The following is an 18,316-nucleotide window of genomic DNA, read 5'->3' as shown; positions in this document are numbered from 1 at the left end:
ACATGACAGATCCGACTGGTGCGACCGGCGCCGGCGCCCTGATCCATCCGGTGGTCTTCAACCCGTACGACTACGACTTCCACGACGACCCGTACCCGACGTACCGGCGACTGCGTGAGGAATCGCCGCTGTACCACAACCCGGACATCGGGTTCTGGGCACTGTCCCGGCATGCGGACGTACTGGAGGCGTTCAAGGACAACCGCCGGCTGTCGAGTGCCAACGGGGTCTCGCTGGATCCGGCGGCGTACGGGCCGCACGCCCACCTGGTGATGTCGTTCCTCGCGATGGACGACCCGCGGCACATGCGGTTGCGGCAGTTGGTCTCTCGTGGCTTCACCCCCCGCCGGGTCGCCGCCCTCGACGGCCGCATCCTCGAACTGACCAGGCGCTACCTGGATCCCGCCCTCGAGTCGGGGGAGTTCGACTGGATCGACGAGGTCGCGGGCAAGCTGCCGATGGATGTGATCTCGGAGCTGATGGGCGTCCCCGAGCCCGATCGCGCCGAACTGCGCCGGCTGGCGGATCTCGTCGTCCACCGCGAGGACGGGGTCCTGGACGTGCCGCAGGCGTCGGTCGAGGCCTCCATCAGCCTGATGACCTACTACCGGGAGATGATCGACCAGCGGCGCAGGTCCCGGACCGAGGACCTGACCTCCGCCCTGCTCGACGCCGAGATCGACGGGGACGAGCTCTCCGACCAGGAGGTTCTCGCCTTCATGTTCCTGATGGTGGTCGCCGGGAACGAGACCACCACCAAACTGCTCGGCAACGCCCTCTACTGGGGTGGGCACTGTCCGGATCAGGTGGCGCAGGTGCTCGGCAGCCCGGATCGCGTCTCCGAGTGGGTCGAGGAGACGCTGCGCTTCGACACCTCGAGTCAGATCGTCGCCCGCACCACCACGGTCGACCTCGAGTATCACGGGCGGACCGTGCCCGCGGGGGAGAAGATGCTGCTCCTGATCGGCTCGGCGAACCGGGACGAGGAGGTGTTCGAGGACGCCGACGAGTACCGGATCGGCCGCGACTCCACCAACAAGCTCGCGAGTTTCGGTGGCGGCGTGCACTTCTGCCTCGGCGCCCACCTCGCCCGGCTCGAGGCCAGGATCGCCCTCGCGGAATTCGCCCGCCGGGTCCGCGACTACGAGGTCGACGAGGCCGGAATCGAACGGGTCCATTCGACGAACGTGCGGGGCTTCGCGGCCCTGCCGGTGAAGGTGCAGGTGCGCTGATGCCCAGATTCGAACCCCATCCCGCCCGCCGGCCCGCCCTGATCAGCGGTGCGTCCTCCGGGATCGGCGAGGCGACCGCCTACGCCCTCGCCGAACTCGGCCACCCGGTGGCGCTCGGCGCGCGTCGCATCGAACAGACCGAGGCGATCGCGGAGAAGATCCGCAGCAACGGCGGTGAGGCGTTCGCGCACTTCCTCGACGTCACCGACGGCGACTCGGTCGACGCGTTCGTCACCGCAGCCGAGGCGGCGCTCGGGCCGATCGAGATCGCCGTGTCCGGTGCCGGCGACCTCGAATTCGGCATGGCCGACGAGATGGACCCGGTGCGCTTCGCGAAGCAGATCGACGTGCACCTGGTCGGTGCCCAGCGTGTCGCCCATCGCGTCCTGCCCGGTATGCGGGAACGTCGCCGCGGCGACTTCGTCCTGATCGGCTCGGACTGCGCGGACCGTCCGCGGCCCGGGATGGGCGCCTACGACGCCGCGAAGGCCGGCCTGGAGGCGATGGGACGCCAGATGCGAATGGAACTGGAGGGAACCGGGATTCGCGCATCCATCGTCCGACCCGGACCCACCTTCACCGGCATGGGGATGGACTCGACGCCCGAAATCCTCGCCCCCGTCGCCGAACAGTGGGCCACGTGGGGATTCGCCCGGCACGGTTTCATGCTGCGCGGATCCGACCTCGCGAACGCGATCGTCGCGGTGGTGAGCGCGCCTCGTGGAGCACACCTGGTCCTCGTCGAAGTGCAGCCGGAGGCGCCGCTCGCACCCCTTCCGAAGAGCGAGGAGGCCACCCGATGACGCTCCCCAACCCGCCCCGGGTGTCCGGCGGCGAACACGAACACGGCCATCTCGAGGAACTGCGCACCGATCCGATCGCGCTGATGCGCCGGGTCCGCGCGGAGTGCGGCGACGTCGGCGTCTTCCGGCTCGTCGACCGGGACGTGGTGCTGCTCTCCGGTGCCGAGGCCAACGAGTTCTTCTTCCGCTCCGACGACGAGGACCTCGACCAGCAGGCCGCCTACCCGTTCATGAAGCCGATCTTCGGTGAGGGCGTGGTGTTCGACGCCAGCCCGGAACGGCGCAAGGAGATGCTCCACAACTCCGCGCTGCGCGGTGAACAGATGAAGGGCCACGCGACGACGATCGGTGTCGAGGTCGAGAACATGCTCGCCGGCTGGGGAGACGAGGGCGTGATCGACCTGCTCGAGTTCTTCGCCGAACTGACCATCTACACGTCCTCGGCCTGCCTGATCGGCAAGAAGTTCCGCGACGAGCTCGACGACCGGTTCGCCAGGCTCTACCACGAGCTCGAACAGGGGACCGACGCGATCGCCTTCGTCGACCCCTACGCGCCGATCGAGAGCTTCCGCCGCCGGGACGCGGCCCGTCTCGCGCTCGTCGAGCTCGTGCAGGCGATCATGAACGACCGGATCGCGAATCCTCCTCGGGGCAGGGAGGACAGGGACATGCTCGACGTCCTCGTGTCGATCCCCGGCGAGGACGGCACCCTGCGGTTCTCCGCCGACGAGATCACCGGCATCTTCATCTCGATGATGTTCGCGGGCCACCACACCACCTCCGGCACCGCGGCGTGGTCGCTGATCGAACTGCTGCGACATCCCGACACGATGAAGCAGGTCACCACCGAACTCGACGAGCTGTACTCGGACGGCGCGGACATCAGCTTCCACGCCCTGCGTCGGATCCCGGTGCTCGAGGCCGTGATCAAGGAGACGCTGCGCCTGCACCCGCCGCTGATCATCCTGCTGCGCGTGGCTCGTGGCGACTTCGAGGTCGGTGGGTTCGCGATCGAGGAGGGCAACCTCGTGGCGGCCACTCCCGCGATCTCCAACCGGATTCCCGAGGACTTCCCGAATCCGGACACGTTCGACCCGGGCCGCTACATCGACCCGAACCAGGAGGACATCGTCAACCGGTGGACCTGGATTCCGTTCGGTGCGGGCAGGCACCGCTGCGTCGGCGCCTCGTTCGCGCAGATGCAGCTGAAGGCGATCTTCTCGATTCTGCTGCGGGACTTCGAATTCGAGATGGCGCAGCCGCCCGACAGCTATCGTAACGACCACAGCAAGATGGTCGTGCAGCTGCAGCAGCCGTGCAAGGTCCGGTACCGCAGGCGAACCGTGCGCGCCCGGACGGCAGGCACGGCCGCCGCGGCACCGGCCGGATGCCCGGTCGCACACACGAGCGAGGTGTGACCATGCGTATCGAGGTGGACCTGGATCTGTGTCAGGGCCATGCCGCGTGCGAGATGGAGGCGCCCGACGTGTTCTCGGTGCCCAAGCGCGGCAAGGTCGAGATCCTCGACCCGACACCGCCCGAGTCGCTGCGCGCCGAGGTGGAGAACGCCGTCCGCTACTGCCCGACCCAGGCCCTCCGGATCGCCGAGGACTGATCCCCTGCCCGGCAGATGTTCCGGCCCGACAGAGACTTTCGAGGAGAAGCAACGATGAACGGATTCGACCGCAGCGAACTCGACGAGATGGTGGAGCGCTGGGTGGAGGCGAACAGGAAGGCCGAGGCGGCCGGTGACTGGAAGCCGTTGGCCGACTTCTACACCGAGGACGCCACGTACGGGTGGAACTACGGTCCGAAGCAGGACTTCATGGCCGTCGGTCGCGAGGAGATCCGGGAGGTTGCGCTGGGCCTCGAGATGGACGGCCTCGACGGCTGGGAGTACCCCTACCAGGAGTTCGTCGTCGACGAGCGCAGCGGGAACGTGATCGGGCTGTGGAAACAGGTCTCCGAGGCCACTCGCACCGACGGCAGCAACTACGCGGTGTACGGCATCGGGGGCAGCTGGTTCCGCTACGGCGGCAACTTCCAGTGGTCCTGGCAGCGCGACTTCTTCGACTTCGGCAACGTGTCCGCGCTGTTCGTGGAGATGATCCGGAACAACGCGTTGTCGAAGGGCATGCAGGCGCGGATCCAGCGGTCCGTGTCCGGTGAGCAGCTCCCCGGCTGGTACCCGGCCGGTCAGGCCCCGGTCCCGCTGTGGTGAGCACGCAGGCGCATCCGTCGCGGTCCTTCGCCGACCTGTCCCGCGCGGGCCTCGCCACCCTCGTTCCGGAACTGCTCCTGTGCGGTCAGCTCATCGACCGTTCCGGGATGGCGCACCTGATCGTCGAATTCGGGCGCGACGGCATGGCGCAGGTCGCGATCGAGGAGTGGCAGGCGTCGAGCCCCTGGTACACCAGGCGCATGCAGAAGGCCCTGCGGTACGAGGGCGACGACGTGATCACCATCTTCAAGGGCCTGCAGCTCGACATCGGGGCACCGCCGCAGTTCATGGACTTCCGGTACCGCGTCGACGATCCCCGGCACGGGGAGTTCCGGCTCGACCACTGCGGTGCGCTGATGGACGTCGAACCGCTGGGCGACGAGTACGTGACCGCGATGTGCCACGACATCGAGGACCCGACGTTCGACGCCACCGCACTCGCCACCAACCCGCACGCGCAGGTGAGACCGATCCATCGGCCCCCGCGCCGACCCGCGGACCGCCACCCGCACTGCGCGTGGACGGTCGTCATCGACGACTTCCACGTGCCGCCGGTGACGCCGCCGCACACCGAGCGGATCGGCCGGACCGCCGCCTACGCCGTGGAGCTGAGCCCGATCGACCCGGCCGACGAGGGCAGCGGAGACTACGCAGGTCCGCTGCTGGCGGACGTGCGGTTCGGCGACTTCTCACAGTCGGCGCTGGTCCGCATCGCGGAGGAGGTGTGCCTGCAACACCATCTGCTCGCGCTGGGCTTCCTCCTCGCCGTCCGCAAGCGCGTCGACGAGGACACGGCGCGCGAGATCGCCCGCAAGCAGGTGACCGGCATCGCCGGCGTGACGGCGCAGCGGATCCGCGACGCCCTCGGGTTGCCCGCCGACCTCCACGGTCTGGCGACGGTGCTGTCGCTGCATCCGCTGCTGAATCCGAAACAGTACGTGGACAGGGAGATCCGTTTCGACGGCACCGCGCTGCACCTGTGGCTCGGGCGCGACGGACTGGTCGACACCGACGGGGGGTGGCCGGCCCTGCTCGACGGCGCACATCTCGAGGCGGTGCAGGCGCTCGTGCGCGGCGTCGACCCGCATTTCACCGTCCGCGTGCTGAGCGAGGACCCCGCGGGCATGCTGCTGACCGTCGACACCACCGACCAGCCGGCTGCCGAATGCGGCGAGGTCGCGATCACCAAGGTCAGCACCGGCGCCGCATTCGTTTTCGAGGACCGAGGAATTCCGTTGCCGCTCTATGTGATCTGACGCCCGCGTAGTCGGAGCGGCCGACCCTTCGAAGGACATTCGCATGGCCTACACGTTCGCCGACCTGTTCGAACACTCGGTTGACGCAATGCCCGACCGCCTCGCCCTGATCGTCTCCGGCGAGGAGGTCACCTATCGCGAGCTCGACGAGCGCGCCAACCGCCTCGCCCACCACCTGTACGGTGCCGGTTACGGTCCGGGATCCCACATCGGCATCCACATGCACAACGCGATCGAGACGATGGTCGCGATCATCGCGGCGTTCAAGCTGCGTGCCGTCCCGCTGACGGTGAACTACCGGTACACGTGCGACGAATTGCAGTACCTGTACGACAACGCCGACCTCGAGGCACTGGTGTTCCACCGCGGGTACGCGGACCGGATCGCCGAGGTGCTGCCCGCGACTCCCCGGATCCGGCACCTGATCTCGGTCCCCGACGAGCTGGCGACCGGTGAGGAGGCTCCGCTGCACGGCGAGGTGCCGTACGAGGACGTGCTCGCCGGCGGAAACCCGGAGCGGGGCTTCGGCGAGCGCAGCCCCGACGACCACTACATCTTCTACACCGGCGGCACCACCGGCAGGCCGAAGGGTGTCGTCTGGCGTCACGAGGACATCTGGCGAGTGCTCGCGGGCGGCCTCGACTTCTACACCGGGGAACCGGTCTGCGACGAGTACCAGCAATCCCGCACCGGCGCGCAGGGGGAGCCGATGCGCTGGGTGATGCTGCCGCCGCTGATCCACACGTCCGCCTTCATGCCGACGTTCAACGCGTTCTTCTCCGGCAACACCGTCGTCATGGTGCCGAAGTTCGACGCCGCCCACGTGTGGGACGTAGTGGCGCGGTACCGGCCGCAGGTCATGGTGATCACCGGCGACGCGATGGGTCGGCCGCTGATCGAGGCGTACCGCGAGCGGGACCGGGACGCGTCGAGCCTGGTCGTGGTCGCATCGGGCGCGGCGCTGTTCTCCGGCGCGGTCAAGGACGCCTTCTTCGAGGCGCTGCCCGACCTGATGATCTCGGACTCGGTCGGATCGTCCGAAACCGGTTTCGGTGGAATCGGTTTCGCGACGAAGGGTGCCGAACAACGCGGCGGCCCCAAGGTGGGTGCCAACAGGTACTCGGTGGTCGTCGACGACGACAACCGGATCCTGCCACCGGGGTCCGGGGGCGAGGGATGGCTCGCCAAACTGGGGAACGTCCCCGTCGGCTACCACAACGACCCGGTCAGGACCGCCGAGATCTTCCGCGAGGTGGACGGAGGGCGGGCGGTCGTCACCGGCGACCGCGCCCGGATCGAGGACGACGGGTCCATCACCCTGCTCGGTCGCGGCAACATGGTCGTCAACACCGGCGGCGAGAAGGTGTTCGCCGAAGAGGTGGAGGCAGTCGTCAAGGCGCACCCCGACATCTACGACGCGATCGTGATCGGGGTGCCCGACGAGCGGTGGGGCAGCCGCGTCGCCACCGTGCTGTGCCTGCGAGGGGGCGTCGACCCGGACTTCGAGTCCGTGGAGAAACACACCCGCAGTCACCTGGCCGGCTACAAGATCCCGCGGTCGTTCTGGATCGTCGACGAGGTGATCCGAACACCGAGCGGCAAACCCGACTACGGATGGGCGAAGAACCATGCGGCGACACACGGTCCCGATCACCGCATCGACTAGACGTCCGCGCTCGACGCGGAGCAACCACACATGCCCGCGCGCGGCGCGGGCAACCACACACGCCCGACGCGCGGCGCGGGCCGGCGAGGAGTCAACTGCCATGGCCGACAGCACCGACCAGCTCGACCTGCCCGACGGATTCGACTTCACCGACCCCCGGCTGCACGGCGAGCGGATACCGTTCGAGGAGTACGCGCAACTGCGCAAACACGCGCCGGTGTGGTGGAACGCGAAGGCACCCGGCATCGACGGCTTCCAGGACGAGGGGTACTGGGTCGTCTCCCGGCACGCCGACATCCGCGACGTCTCGCTGCGCTCGGACGAGTTCTCGTCCAACCTCAACGGCGCCATTCCCCGGCACGAGCCGAGCATCACGCCGGACGAGCTCGAGGTCACCAAACACGTCCTGATCAACAAGGACGCCCCCGAGCACACCCAGCTGCGCAAGCTGGTCTCGCGGCTGTTCACGCCCCGCTCGGTGGAGTCGATGCGGGGCGAACTCGAGGAGCGGGCCGCGCGGATCACGACGGGAGCCGTCGCCTGCGGCAGTGGCGACTTCGTGCACCAGGTGGCCAGCGAACTCCCGATGCAGGCGATCTCGGAACTCCTGGGAGTTCCGGCGGAGGCCCGGCAGCAGCTGTTCGAGTGGTCGAACCAGATGACCGGCTACGACGACGAGACCCTCGCGGGCGCCTCGCGCATGGCGTCGGCGCAGATCCTCGGGTACGCCTACGAACTGGCGGAGGCCCGGCGCGCCGAGCCGCTCGAGGACATCATCTCGACGCTCGTGCAGGCCGACGTCGACGGCGAGTCCCTGACGCCGGAGCAGTTCGGGTTCTTCGTGGTGATGCTGACCGTCGCGGGAAACGAAACGACGCGCAACGCGACAACTCTCGGCCTGATGGCCTTCCTCGAGCACCCCGACCAGTGGGAGTTGTTCACACGGGAGCGGCCGAAGACGGCGGCCGACGAGATCATCCGCTGGGCGTCGCCGCTGATCTCGCAGCAGCGGACCGCGCTGGTGGACACCGAGATCGCGGGCACCCGGATCGCGCGGGGGCAGCGCGTGGTGCTGCTCTACGGATCCGCGAACTTCGACGACGAGGTGTTCGAGAACCCGACCAGCTTCGACATCCTGCGCGACCCCAACCCGCACCTCGCCTTCGGCGGGACCGGTCCGCATTACTGCATCGGCGCCAATCTGGCCCGGATGGAGATCGACCTGATCTTCGGCGCCATCGCCGACCACATGCCCGACATCACGGTGCTCGGTGACCCGCGGCGACTGCAGTCCGGGTGGATCAACGGCATCAAGGAGTTGCCGGTCGACTACGGTTGCCCGGCTTCGGCCTCGGCATCGGCGCCGGCCGGTTCGGTGGCCGACGAGTGTCCGGTGGTGCACTGACCGTGCCGGCGCTCCCAGGACCCGGACCGACCGTGCCGACCGGCGCGGTGCGGGCCCCGCTGCGGGCACTCGGCGAGTTCTACACGATGGCCGCCGACGTGGCGGTCGGGTTGGTGCGCACGCGCTTCCAGGTCCGGGAGTTCCTGGAGCAGAGCTGGATGATCGCCCGGGTCTCGATCGTCCCGACCGTGCTGGTGGCGGTCCCGTTCACGGTGCTGGTCAGCTTCACACTCAACATCCTGTTGCGCGAGATCGGTGCCGCCGACCTGTCCGGTGCGGGCGCGGCTCTCGGTGCCGTCACCCAGGTCGGACCGGTGGTGACGGTCCTCATCGTCGCCGGAGCCGGCGCCACCGCCATCTGCGCCGACCTCGGCTCGCGCACGATCCGGGAGGAGATCGACGCGATGGAGGTGCTCGGCATAGATCCGATCACCCGCCTGGTCGTCCCACGGGTGGTGGCGTCGACGGTGGTCGCGCTGCTGCTCAACGGTCTCGTGTGTGTGATCGGCATCGCCGGTGGGTTCGCGTTCTCGGTGTTCCTGCAGGGAGTCAATCCCGGCGCGTTCGCGGACGGCGTCACACTGCTCACAGGTCTGCCCGAGGTCGCGATCTCCATGGTCAAGGCCGCGCTGTTCGGTCTGCTCGCCGGTCTCGTCGCCTGCTACCGCGGCCTGACGGTGCGCGGCGGACCGAAGGGGGTGGGGGAGGCGGTGAACGAGACGGTCGTCTACGCGTTCATGGCGCTGTTCGTGGTGAACACGATCGTCACCGCGATCGGGATCCGGTTGACGGCGGGGTGAGGGACGGTGGCGCTGACACACACCGGGAAGTTCGGGCCGACCCGGGCCCGCGTCGCTCGCGCGTCGAGGTCGATGGACGACCTGGGACGCCAGGCGGTGTTCTTCGGTCGCGCGATCGGGTACGTCCCGTGGGCACTGCGCAGGCACCCGAAGGAGGTGCTGCGACTGATCGCCGAGATCAGCATGGGCACCGGGGCGTTGGCCCTGATCGGCGGCACCGTGGCCGTGGTCGGGTTCCTGACGCTCGCCTCCGGTGGCACCATCGCGATCCAGGGGTTCAGTTCGCTCGGCAACATCGGCGTCGAGGCGCTGACCGGATTCTTCTCGGCGTTCATCAACGTGCGGATCGCGGCACCGGTGATCGCCGGAATCGGGCTCTCGGCGACGATCGGCGCCGGCTCGACGGCCCAACTGGGCGCAATGCGGATCGCCGAGGAGATCGACGCGCTCGAGTCGATGGCGATCAGTTCCGTGCCGTACGTGGTGAGCACCCGCGTCCTGGCGGGCATGCTGTCGATCCTGCCGCTGTACTCGCTCGCGCTGGTGGCGTCGTTTCTGGCCGGACGGTTCACCACCGTGATCGTCTTCGGGCAGTCACCCGGCCTGTACGACCACTACTTCACCACGTTCCTCAACCCCGTCGACGTAGCGTGGTCGTTCGTCCAGGTGCTGGTGATGGCGATGCTGGTGATGCTGATCCACACCTACTACGGCTACAACGCCACCGGCGGGCCGTCCGGCGTGGGGACCGCGGTCGGCCGTGGCGTCCGGCTCTCGTTGATCTGCGTGGTGGCGGTGACACTGCTCGTCTCGCTCGCGATCCACGGCGGCTCCGGCAACTTCAACCTGTCCGGCTAGGGGGGATCTTCGTGCGCAGGTACGGATACAAACTGGCGGCGCTGGGGCTGATCGCCGGGGTTGGGGCGGTTGTCGCACTGTCCGTGGCGCTGTTCGACCAGGCGTTCACCGCGCAGATTCCGGTGACGGTGATCGCGCAGCGCGCGGGCCTGGTGATGGATCCCGGTGCCCGCGTGAAGATGGCGGGCGTGACGATCGGCACGGTCGACGCAGTCACCCCCGCGGCCGGTGACGCGGCGACCCTGTCGCTGCTCCTCGATCCCGCGGCGCTGGAGGCGATCCCGGCGAACGTCGAGGTGGAGGTGACGTCCACCACCGCATTCGGTGCCAAGTTCGTGAACATGACCGCGCCGGAGCAGCCGTCGGCCGAGCGGCTCGCACCTGGAGCCACCATCGACGCCTCCCACGTCACCGTCGAGTTGAACACCGTGTTCGAGAAGTTGACACAGGTACTGCGGACCGTGCAGCCGGAGAAGCTCGACGCGACCCTCGGTGCCCTCGCCACCGCGCTGCAGGGGCGCGGCGACACCCTCGGCCAGGCCCTCGAGCAGGCGGATTCGTCGCTGGCCGAATTCTCCGGTGCGCGACCGGAGTTGCAGCAGGTGCTCACGGACCTGCCTGCCGTGACCGACACGTACGCGGTGGTCGCCCCCGACCTGATGCGGACGCTGGGATCGCTGACCACCACCGGCGGTACCGTCGTCGACCAGCAGCAGAACCTGGACCTGTTGCTGATCGACGTCACCGGGCTCGCCGCGACGGGCACCGACGTGCTCGGCTCGAACGCCGACGCGGCGGCCGCAGTGCTGTCCCTGATGCGGCCGACGACATCACTGCTCGAGGAGTACTCGCCGGTGATTCCGTGCATGTTCCGTGGCATCGAGGAGAGCAAGGTCATCGGCGACGCCGCCTACAACGCGCAGCCCGGACTGAAGATGTCGCTCAGCCTGGTACCCGGCAGTGAGCCGTACCGGTACCCGGACGACCTGCCCGAGGTCGCGGCGAGCGGTGGACCGCACTGCATGGGGCTGCCGCTGCGCGACCCGAACGTGCCCGCCCCGTTCCTCGTCACCGACATCGGCGTGAACCCGTTCGCGCCCGACCGGCAGCCGAACGACGGGCAACCGACCACCACGGCGGACCTGATGAGCTACCTGTTCAGGACGGTGGGGCGATGAGCGAGCAGATCGGGCGGCGACGCGCACCCGGCTACGCCGTCAAGTTCGGCGTCTTCGTCGCGGTCATGCTGCTGGTCAACGCCGGACTCGTGCTGGTGTTCGGGCAGATTCGCGGCGGTGGCTCGACCACCTACGGAGCGGAGTTCACCAGCGCGTCCGGGCTCGCGCCCGGCGACAAGGTCCGGATCGCGGGTGTTCCCGTGGGGTCGGTGGCGTCCGTCGAGCTCGGTGACGACCGTCGCGCGCACGTGGTGTTCGACGTCTCCGACGGCAACACCCCGACCGTCGCCACTCGCGCGGCAGTCCGGTACCAGGACCTCGTCGGCAACCGCTATCTCGACCTGCTCGACAGCCCGGGCACGTCCGCGCCGCTCGACGCCGGGGACGTCATCCCGGTGGAGCGGACGGCACCGGCCCTCGACCTCGACGCGCTGCTCGGCAGCTTCAGGCCCCTGTTCCAGGCGCTCGATCCCGAGCAGGTCAACCAGCTGTCGATGTCGCTGCTCGAGGTGTTCCAGGGGCAGTCGGGCACTGTCGCTTCGGTTCTCGCGCACACCGGGTCGATCACGAACACCCTCGCCGACCGCGACGAGCTCATCGGACGCGTCGTCGACAACCTCGACGGCGTGCTGGCGGAACTACGCGGCAGGGGTGGCCAGTTCGGCGACACGCTCGACCATCTCCAGCAACTGGTCAGCGGTCTTGCCGCCGACCGTGACCTGATCGGCGACGCGGTGGACAGCGTGAACACCGCCACCGGGACCTTCGCCGACCTGCTCGCGGACACCCGCCCGGACATCGCGGGGACACTGACCGAACTGGGTGCGAGCCTCGACCCCGTCGTCGAGCAGCAGGACGAGCTGAACCGGATCGTGTCGTCGATGCCGTCGAACTACCGGCAGCTGGTCCGGATCGGGGCCTACGGCTCCTTCTTCAATTTCTACCTGTGCGGCATCGCGATGAAGGTCGACGGCGCGGACGGGACACCGATGACGGTCGACCTGATCGACCAGAAGACCGGGAGGTGCGCGCCCCGATGAGGACGATGGTCGAGAGCCGGGCGGTGCGCGTCGGCGTCGTGGGCCTGAGCGTGACGGCGGCGGTCGTGCTGGCCGCACTCCAGTACCAGAACCTGCCCTTCGTGAAGTCGGGCGTGCCCTACAGTGCCGTGTTCGCCGACGCCAGCGGCGTCGCGTCCGGGGACGAGGTGAACGCGGCCGGAGTGAAGATCGGCAGTGTGTCGTCGATCGACGTCGAGAACGGTTACGCACGAGTGGAATTCGTGCTCGACGAGAACGTCGCGCTGGGCGGCTCGACGTCGGCGTCGATCACCACCATGTCGCTGCTGGGCAAGCGGGCGGTGACCCTCGATCTGCAGGGGGAGGGGCGCGCGGCGGCGGGTGAGCAGATTCCCCTCGGGCGCACCCGGTCGGCGTACTCGCTGCCCGAGGTTCTCGGCGACCTCACCACCACGGTGCAGGACATCGACCTGGACCGGCTGTCGGCGTCGCTCGACGAGATCGGCACGGTGATGGCGGACAGCGCCCCGAACCTGCGACCGGCGCTCGACGGTGTCGCCCGCATCTCCGACAGCCTCAACCGGCGCGACGAGATGCTGCGTGACCTGCTCTCCGACGCGAACAGCGTGGCCGGCATCCTCGCCGATCGGGGACCGGAGGTCGATGCGCTGCTCGTGGACGGCAACGCCCTGCTCGGCGAACTGGGACGCAGGCAGGCCGCGCTCGGCGAGGTCGTCACGAACGTCTCCGCGATGTCGCGGCAGCTGAGCGGGCTCGTCCACGACAACGAGGCACAACTGGCTCCGGTGCTCGCGAAGCTGGACACGGTTCTCGGTGTCCTGCAACGCAACAGGGACAACCTCGCGCAGGGCATCGACGGCCTCGGCACCTACGTGGGAACCCTGGGCGACACCGTCGCCAGCGGCCCGTTCTACTACTCCTACATCCAGAACCTGGTGCCCGGCCAGTACACCCAGCCCCTGGTCAACGCCGTGCTCGGCCTACCGCCCGCACCGCTGCCGATCCCGGAGGTCCGCTGATGACCGCTCGCAGGATCACCCTCGGTGCGCTGGCGGCACTGGCTGCGATCGCCGCCCTGACCGCCGGCTGGTTCACCGTGGCGCAGCTGCGCTACCAGGAGATCACCGCCTACTTCACCTCGACGACCGGGCTCTACGTCGGCGACGACGTCCGGGTCGTCGGGGTCGACGTCGGCAGGGTCACCGGCATCGAGCCGGACGGAGACCGGATGCGGGTGCGGATGACGCTGCGGCGAACCGTGCCGGTGGCCGCGGACGCGAAGGCCGTGATCGTCGGGCAGTCGCTGGTGTCGGCGCGGTTCGTGCAGCTCACGCCCGCGGTCACCGACGACGCGACACCCGCCCTCGCGGACGGCGCCGTCATCGGGATCGACCGCACCGCGGTGCCCGTCGAGTGGGACCAGGTCAAGGCCGAACTCGGTCGCGCCGCGGACGCGCTGGGCCCGAAGGACGGGGATCCCGGCCCCGCGGCGAACCTGCTGAGCGGAGCGGGAACCGCGCTGCAGGGCAACGGAACCGCTCTCGGCGAATCGGTCACCGAACTGTCCCGGGCGATGACGTTGCTCTCGGACAGCGGCGACGACCTGTTCGGGACGATCCGCGGCCTGCAGACCTTCACCACCGCCCTCGCGGCCAGCAACGAGCAGATCGTGCAGTTCCAGGGCCGCCTCGCGACCGTCTCGCACGTGCTGACGGACAACCGGACCCAGCTCGCCCCCGCCCTCGCCGATCTCGACGTCGCGGTCACCGACGTGCAGCGATTCGTCGCGCAGAACCGGGACGGACTCACCGAGGACGTCCGCAAGCTCGCCGACGTCTCCCAGGTGCTGGTCGACCGGAAGGACGGCCTGGAGCGGATCCTGCACCTCGGCCCGACGGCACTGGGGAACTACTACAACATCTACCGACCGGCGCAGGGGTCGATGATCGGTGTTCCCGCGTTCCAGAACACCGGGAACCCGATCAACTTCATCTGCGGCGGCATCGCGGGTCTCGCGAACGCGACCTCGGAGAGGGGTGCCGAACTGTGCGCTCAGTACCTCGGTCCGCTGCTGAACACGATCAGGGCGAACTATCCGGACCTGACGATCAACCCCAGCCGAGCGCTCGGCGCGGCACCGGACCAGTTGGTGTACAGCGAACCGGGGCTCGAACCGGCGGTGCCGCAACCGGATGCGGCCGCGACGACCGTCGCCGCGGCGACCCTGCCGCCCCTGACCATGCCGACCGTGCCCGTCCCCGACCTCGGCGGCCTTCTCGCGCCGTCGGCGGGGCAGCGATGAGGGCGCGAGCCCGGTTCGCCGGGACCGCCGTCGCCGTCGCCCTGCTCGCGTCCGGGTGCGGCTGGAGCGGGCTCAACTCGGTGTCGTTGCCGGGAACCGCCGGGCGCGGCGAGAACAGCTTTTCGGTGGTGATCGAGATGCCGGACGCGGCGACGATCAGCACCAACTCACCGGTGCTGGTCTCCGACGTCACGGTCGGCAGCATCACCGCGATCGAGACGGACAACTGGCACGCGAAGGTCACGGTGTCCGTGGACGATTCGGTAGACCTGCCGGCGAACGCCACGGCCGCGATCGGTCAGACCAGCCTGCTCGGGTCCAAGCACATCGCGCTCGGCGCGCCCGTCGGCGTGCCGCCGCAGGGTCGGCTCGTCGACGGATCGGTGATCCCGCTGGCGAACGCGACGGTGTACCCGACGACGGAGGAGGCGTTGACCGCTCTGTCGGTGGTCCTGGGCGGCGGCGGGCTGGCGCAGGTGCAGACGATCACGACGGAGTTGAACACGGCGCTGACCGGGCGGCAGGACGCGGTGCGTGACCTGCTCTCGCAGTTGGACTCCCTGACCGCGACCCTGGACGAGCAGCGGACGGCGATGGTGACGACGATGGCGAACCTGGACGGCGTCACCGGCGAGATCCTCGCCGAGCGCGACGTCCTCGGCCGCGCCCTCGGCACCCTCGACCCCGCAATGGCGGTACTCGCCGAGCAACGCGCGGACCTGACCGCCGCACTCGATGCCGTCGGCAGGTTCGGCGACGTGGGAACGGATCTGGTCAACCGCAGCCGCGACGACCTGAAGGCGAACCTCGAGGCTCTCGAGCCGACCCTCGAACAGGTGGTGGCCGCCGGTCCGACGATCATCGACAACCTCGGCAACCTCAGTACCTTCCCGTTTCCACAGGTCACCATCGATCAGGGCATGCGGGGCGACTACGCGAACCTGTGGATCGTCGTCGACCTCACCGCGGAGCGCCTGCAGCAGAGCCTGTTCTTCGGTACCCCGCTCGGGCCGCCCATTCCCACGTCGAACGGTGCCGTGGCGAATCCGCTGACGGCACCGCTCGACGTCACCCGGCAGGCAGTCGCCCCGCAGGCAACGGAAGGTGGTGGGCGATGATCCTCACCAGACTCGTCCGCATCCAGTTGACGATCTTCGCGGTCGTCGCGGTGATCGGGATGACGGCGGCCGCGGTGTCGTACCTGCGGGTGCCCGCGGCGCTGGGGGTCGGTCGGATCGCGGTGACGGTGGAGATGCCGAATGCCGGTGGGCTCTACCGGAATGCGAACGTCACCTACCGCGGTGACACGATCGGCCGGGTGTCCGCGATCCGCCTCGACCCCGACGCGGTGCGGGCGGAACTGTCGCTCGAGTCGTCGGTTCCGGTGGCGACGGACGGTCTCGTGGTCGCAGTGCGCAGCGTGTCGGCGATCGGGGAGCAGTACGTCGACCTGCAGCCGACGACGACCGAGGGACCGTATCTCGCCGACGGCGACGTGATCCCAGCCGAGCAGGTGACGGTGCCGCAGGAGATCGGGCCCGTCCTCGACCGGGCGCAGGCCGTGCTCGACGCGGTGCCGCAGGACGCGCTGCGGGCCGTGATCGACGAAGCGGCCGCCGCGTTCGCGGGCCGGGGACCGGACCTGGCGCGGCTGCTGGATTCGACGGCGTCGTTCGTCGACCAGGCCGCGGACGCGACGACTCCCGCGACGACACTCGTCCGGCAGTTGGCTCCGCTGCTCGACACCCAGGTCGTCACCGGCGACGAGATCCGCCGATGGACGGCGAACGTCGCCGCGCTGAGCGGCCAACTCGCCGTCGCGGACGGTTCGGTGCGCGGACTCCTCGACAGGGGACCGGCATTCGCCGCGGAGGCGGACTCCCTGTTCCAGGAACTGCGGCCGACGCTGCCGCTGATGCTGGCGAACTTCACGAGCACCGCGCAGGTGGCGGTCACCTACAACCCCTCGATCGAACAGGTACTGGTGATCCTGCCGCCGCTGGTCGCGGCGCAGGAAACCGTGGTGCAGAACGGCAATGCGGACGGCGCGGCGTACGTGAACTTCCATCTCCAGGCGCAGGATCCGGCGGCGTGCTCGACCGGGTACCTTCCCGCCGACCAGCGGCGCGATCCCACCGACGACACCGTCCCCGACACCCCGCCCGGGTTGATGTGCAGTGTTCCGCACGACTCGACGTTCGCGGTGCGCGGCTCACGCAACATCCCGTGCATGGAGGTGCCGGGTGTGCGGGCGCCGACACCGGCCGCCTGCCGCGGCGACGAGCCGTTCGTGCCGGCCGGCACCAACGCGCCGGACGAGTTGTACACCGGACCGGACGGTGCGCAGTACGGACACACCGAGATCGCACCGGCGGGTGGTGACACCGGATGGCAACAGTTGCTGGGCCCGACACCGTGACGGCGGCCGACGAGACCGCGGCGGCGCGGCGCCGGTGGCCGCGAATCACGGTGTCGATCACCGCAATCGCCGCGGTGGTCGCGCTGGCCGTCGCGGCGGCGCAGGTGGCCGTCACCCACGCACAGGACCGCGCCCGCGAGGCGCACCGGGCGGACCTCGTGGACGCGGCGCGGACGGGGGTGCTGGCCCTGATCGACGTCCACGTCGACACCGCCGACGCCACCCTCGCCCGGTTGCGGGATCTGAGCACCGGCCAGTTCGCGGACGAGTTGTCGGACAACGAGTCCGGCCTCGCCGCCGCGATCCGGGATGCGAAGGTCGACTCGTCCGGACGCATCGATTCGGCGGCGCTCGCCGAGGAGGGCGGCACGTCCGGTGTGGTGCTGGTCGCCGCGTCGGGCGAGGTCGCGAACGCCGGCAGCCCCGACGCCACCGCGCGTACCTACCGCCTGCGGGTCACCCTCGACGAGGTCGACGGCAGCCTGCTGATGTCGAAGGTCGAGTTCGTCCCGTGAGCGCCAGGAAGGCCGGCGCTGCCGCGAAGACCAGGCTCCTGCTGGGGGCGTCCCTGGTGGCGCTGCTGGTCGCGGTCTTCGCGACACTGACCGGGATCACCCGCACCGAGGCGGCGAGCGAGTCGGCGCGCGCCTCGGCGTTGAGCGAGAGTCCGGCCCTGCTCGAGAAGGTCCTCGGTTACAACGCGCCGACCGTCGACGAGGACCTGGCGGCAGCCGCCGCCGTCACCACCGGGTCCTTCCGCGACAGCTTCACCGACTACACGACGAAAACCGTTGCACCACAATCCAAGAAACTCGGAGTCAGCACGCGAGCCAGAGTGATGGAGATCGGATTCCTCTCCGGCGCAGACGATCACGTGCGGCTGCTGGCATTCGTCGACCAGATCACCACGTCGACGGCGCAACCGGCTCCGGTCGCCACGTCCAGTCGCGTCGAGGTGACGGTGGACCTCGTGGACGGACAGTGGCGGATCGCCGAACTGACTCCCGTCTAGATTCCCGTGTCCCGAGGGGTGTGGAGAGTCGCCACCTTGGGTGCCTGTCGGGGGAGGCCTCGGTGGCGGAGTGTTGATGGCACAGAGCAGGACCGACCCGCTCACCATCACCTCGAGGGAGAAA

General features: G+C 69.2%; 18 protein-coding genes. All 18 read left to right on the top strand.

Annotated elements, in window-relative coordinates:
- The first annotated feature begins 2 nt into the window (after positions 1-2).
- The 18 genes from ACFYVR_RS03370 (at position 3) to ACFYVR_RS03285 (ending at position 18,192) form a co-directional block, all read left to right on the top strand.
- Entirely contained in the window at positions 3-1,232 is a 1,230-nt protein-coding gene (locus ACFYVR_RS03370; RefSeq protein WP_387469582.1) for a cytochrome P450, read from the top strand.
- On the top strand, positions 1,232-2,035 hold the full coding sequence (locus tag ACFYVR_RS03365; protein WP_387469580.1) for an SDR family oxidoreductase: 804 nt from the start codon (positions 1,232-1,234) through the stop codon (positions 2,033-2,035). Before ACFYVR_RS03370 ends, ACFYVR_RS03365 begins: the two co-directional genes overlap by 1 nt.
- Complete coding sequence (locus tag ACFYVR_RS03360; RefSeq protein ID WP_387469578.1) at positions 2,032-3,453, top strand: cytochrome P450; 1,422 nt, start codon at positions 2,032-2,034, stop codon at positions 3,451-3,453. The genes ACFYVR_RS03365 and ACFYVR_RS03360 overlap by 4 nt, the downstream gene beginning before the upstream one ends.
- Before the next feature lie 2 nt (positions 3,454-3,455).
- Positions 3,456-3,650: a ferredoxin gene (locus ACFYVR_RS03355; RefSeq protein ID WP_387469576.1), complete on the top strand. Its 195-nt coding sequence runs from the start codon at positions 3,456-3,458 to the stop codon at positions 3,648-3,650.
- 54 nt (positions 3,651-3,704) lie between these two features.
- Positions 3,705-4,256 carry a nuclear transport factor 2 family protein gene (locus ACFYVR_RS03350; protein WP_387469574.1) on the top strand — a complete coding sequence of 184 codons (552 nt, stop codon included), beginning with the start codon at positions 3,705-3,707 and terminating at the stop codon, positions 4,254-4,256.
- Entirely contained in the window at positions 4,250-5,512 is a 1,263-nt protein-coding gene (locus ACFYVR_RS03345) for a hypothetical protein (RefSeq protein ID WP_387469572.1), read from the top strand. The genes ACFYVR_RS03350 and ACFYVR_RS03345 overlap by 7 nt, the downstream gene beginning before the upstream one ends.
- Before the next feature lie 43 nt (positions 5,513-5,555).
- Complete coding sequence (locus tag ACFYVR_RS03340; protein WP_387469570.1) at positions 5,556-7,178, top strand: acyl-CoA synthetase; 1,623 nt, start codon at positions 5,556-5,558, stop codon at positions 7,176-7,178.
- Between the two features lie 100 nt (positions 7,179-7,278).
- Positions 7,279-8,583, top strand: coding sequence for a cytochrome P450 (locus ACFYVR_RS03335; protein ID WP_387469568.1), 1,305 nt, complete (start codon positions 7,279-7,281; stop codon positions 8,581-8,583).
- Between the two features lie 86 nt (positions 8,584-8,669).
- The gene (locus ACFYVR_RS03330; protein ID WP_387470328.1) at positions 8,670-9,383 is read left to right on the top strand and encodes an MlaE family ABC transporter permease; all 714 of its coding nucleotides are present in this window, start codon (positions 8,670-8,672) and stop codon (positions 9,381-9,383) included.
- A 72-nt stretch (positions 9,384-9,455) separates the two neighbouring features.
- A complete protein-coding gene (locus ACFYVR_RS03325) occupies positions 9,456-10,241 on the top strand; it encodes an MlaE family ABC transporter permease (protein ID WP_387470326.1) in 786 nt (261 codons plus the stop codon).
- Positions 10,242-10,252: 11 nt separating this feature from the next.
- Entirely contained in the window at positions 10,253-11,419 is a 1,167-nt protein-coding gene (locus tag ACFYVR_RS03320) for an MCE family protein (protein ID WP_387469566.1), read from the top strand.
- Positions 11,416-12,459 (top strand): MCE family protein, encoded by a 1,044-nt coding sequence (locus ACFYVR_RS03315; RefSeq protein WP_387469564.1) that lies wholly within the window; start codon positions 11,416-11,418, stop codon positions 12,457-12,459. The genes ACFYVR_RS03320 and ACFYVR_RS03315 overlap by 4 nt, the downstream gene beginning before the upstream one ends.
- Entirely contained in the window at positions 12,456-13,478 is a 1,023-nt protein-coding gene (locus ACFYVR_RS03310; protein ID WP_387469562.1) for an MCE family protein, read from the top strand. Before ACFYVR_RS03315 ends, ACFYVR_RS03310 begins: the two co-directional genes overlap by 4 nt.
- Complete coding sequence (locus ACFYVR_RS03305) at positions 13,478-14,761, top strand: MCE family protein (protein WP_387469560.1); 1,284 nt, start codon at positions 13,478-13,480, stop codon at positions 14,759-14,761. Before ACFYVR_RS03310 ends, ACFYVR_RS03305 begins: the two co-directional genes overlap by 1 nt.
- A complete protein-coding gene (locus tag ACFYVR_RS03300) occupies positions 14,758-15,879 on the top strand; it encodes an MCE family protein (protein WP_387469557.1) in 1,122 nt (373 codons plus the stop codon). Before ACFYVR_RS03305 ends, ACFYVR_RS03300 begins: the two co-directional genes overlap by 4 nt.
- Positions 15,876-17,180, top strand: a complete 1,305-nt coding sequence (locus ACFYVR_RS03295; RefSeq protein ID WP_387469555.1) for an MCE family protein — start codon at positions 15,876-15,878, stop codon at positions 17,178-17,180. Before ACFYVR_RS03300 ends, ACFYVR_RS03295 begins: the two co-directional genes overlap by 4 nt.
- Positions 17,150-17,695: a hypothetical protein gene (locus ACFYVR_RS03290; RefSeq protein WP_387469553.1), complete on the top strand. Its 546-nt coding sequence runs from the start codon at positions 17,150-17,152 to the stop codon at positions 17,693-17,695. Before ACFYVR_RS03295 ends, ACFYVR_RS03290 begins: the two co-directional genes overlap by 31 nt.
- On the top strand, positions 17,692-18,192 hold the full coding sequence (locus ACFYVR_RS03285) for a hypothetical protein (protein WP_387469550.1): 501 nt from the start codon (positions 17,692-17,694) through the stop codon (positions 18,190-18,192). Before ACFYVR_RS03290 ends, ACFYVR_RS03285 begins: the two co-directional genes overlap by 4 nt.
- The last annotated feature ends 124 nt before the right edge of the window (positions 18,193-18,316 follow it).

It is taken from the genome of Rhodococcus sp. NPDC003318 (assembly GCF_042879035.1).
Lineage (GTDB): Bacteria > Actinomycetota > Actinomycetes > Mycobacteriales > Mycobacteriaceae > Rhodococcus_G.
Note: the sequence above shows the minus strand (reverse complement) of the source record. Positions and strands in the feature narration are given on the sequence as shown.

Excerpts from the sequence above, each read along its gene's own strand:
- ACFYVR_RS03370 (WP_387469582.1), top strand. The coding sequence starts at position 3 with ATGACAGATCCGACTGGTGCGACCGGCGCCGGCGCCCTGATCCATCCG.
- ACFYVR_RS03365 (WP_387469580.1), top strand. The coding sequence starts at position 1,232 with ATGCCCAGATTCGAACCCCATCCCGCCCGCCGGCCCGCCCTGATCAGC.
- ACFYVR_RS03360 (WP_387469578.1), top strand. The coding sequence starts at position 2,032 with ATGACGCTCCCCAACCCGCCCCGGGTGTCCGGCGGCGAACACGAACAC.
- ACFYVR_RS03355 (WP_387469576.1), top strand. The coding sequence starts at position 3,456 with ATGCGTATCGAGGTGGACCTGGATCTGTGTCAGGGCCATGCCGCGTGC.
- ACFYVR_RS03350 (WP_387469574.1), top strand. The coding sequence starts at position 3,705 with ATGAACGGATTCGACCGCAGCGAACTCGACGAGATGGTGGAGCGCTGG.
- ACFYVR_RS03340 (WP_387469570.1), top strand. The coding sequence starts at position 5,556 with ATGGCCTACACGTTCGCCGACCTGTTCGAACACTCGGTTGACGCAATG.
- ACFYVR_RS03335 (WP_387469568.1), top strand. The coding sequence starts at position 7,279 with ATGGCCGACAGCACCGACCAGCTCGACCTGCCCGACGGATTCGACTTC.
- ACFYVR_RS03330 (WP_387470328.1), top strand. The coding sequence starts at position 8,670 with ATGGCCGCCGACGTGGCGGTCGGGTTGGTGCGCACGCGCTTCCAGGTC.
- ACFYVR_RS03325 (WP_387470326.1), top strand. The coding sequence starts at position 9,456 with ATGGACGACCTGGGACGCCAGGCGGTGTTCTTCGGTCGCGCGATCGGG.
- ACFYVR_RS03315 (WP_387469564.1), top strand. The coding sequence starts at position 11,416 with ATGAGCGAGCAGATCGGGCGGCGACGCGCACCCGGCTACGCCGTCAAG.
- ACFYVR_RS03310 (WP_387469562.1), top strand. The coding sequence starts at position 12,456 with ATGAGGACGATGGTCGAGAGCCGGGCGGTGCGCGTCGGCGTCGTGGGC.
- ACFYVR_RS03305 (WP_387469560.1), top strand. The coding sequence starts at position 13,478 with ATGACCGCTCGCAGGATCACCCTCGGTGCGCTGGCGGCACTGGCTGCG.
- ACFYVR_RS03300 (WP_387469557.1), top strand. The coding sequence starts at position 14,758 with ATGAGGGCGCGAGCCCGGTTCGCCGGGACCGCCGTCGCCGTCGCCCTG.
- ACFYVR_RS03295 (WP_387469555.1), top strand. The coding sequence starts at position 15,876 with ATGATCCTCACCAGACTCGTCCGCATCCAGTTGACGATCTTCGCGGTC.
- ACFYVR_RS03290 (WP_387469553.1), top strand. The coding sequence starts at position 17,150 with ATGGCAACAGTTGCTGGGCCCGACACCGTGACGGCGGCCGACGAGACC.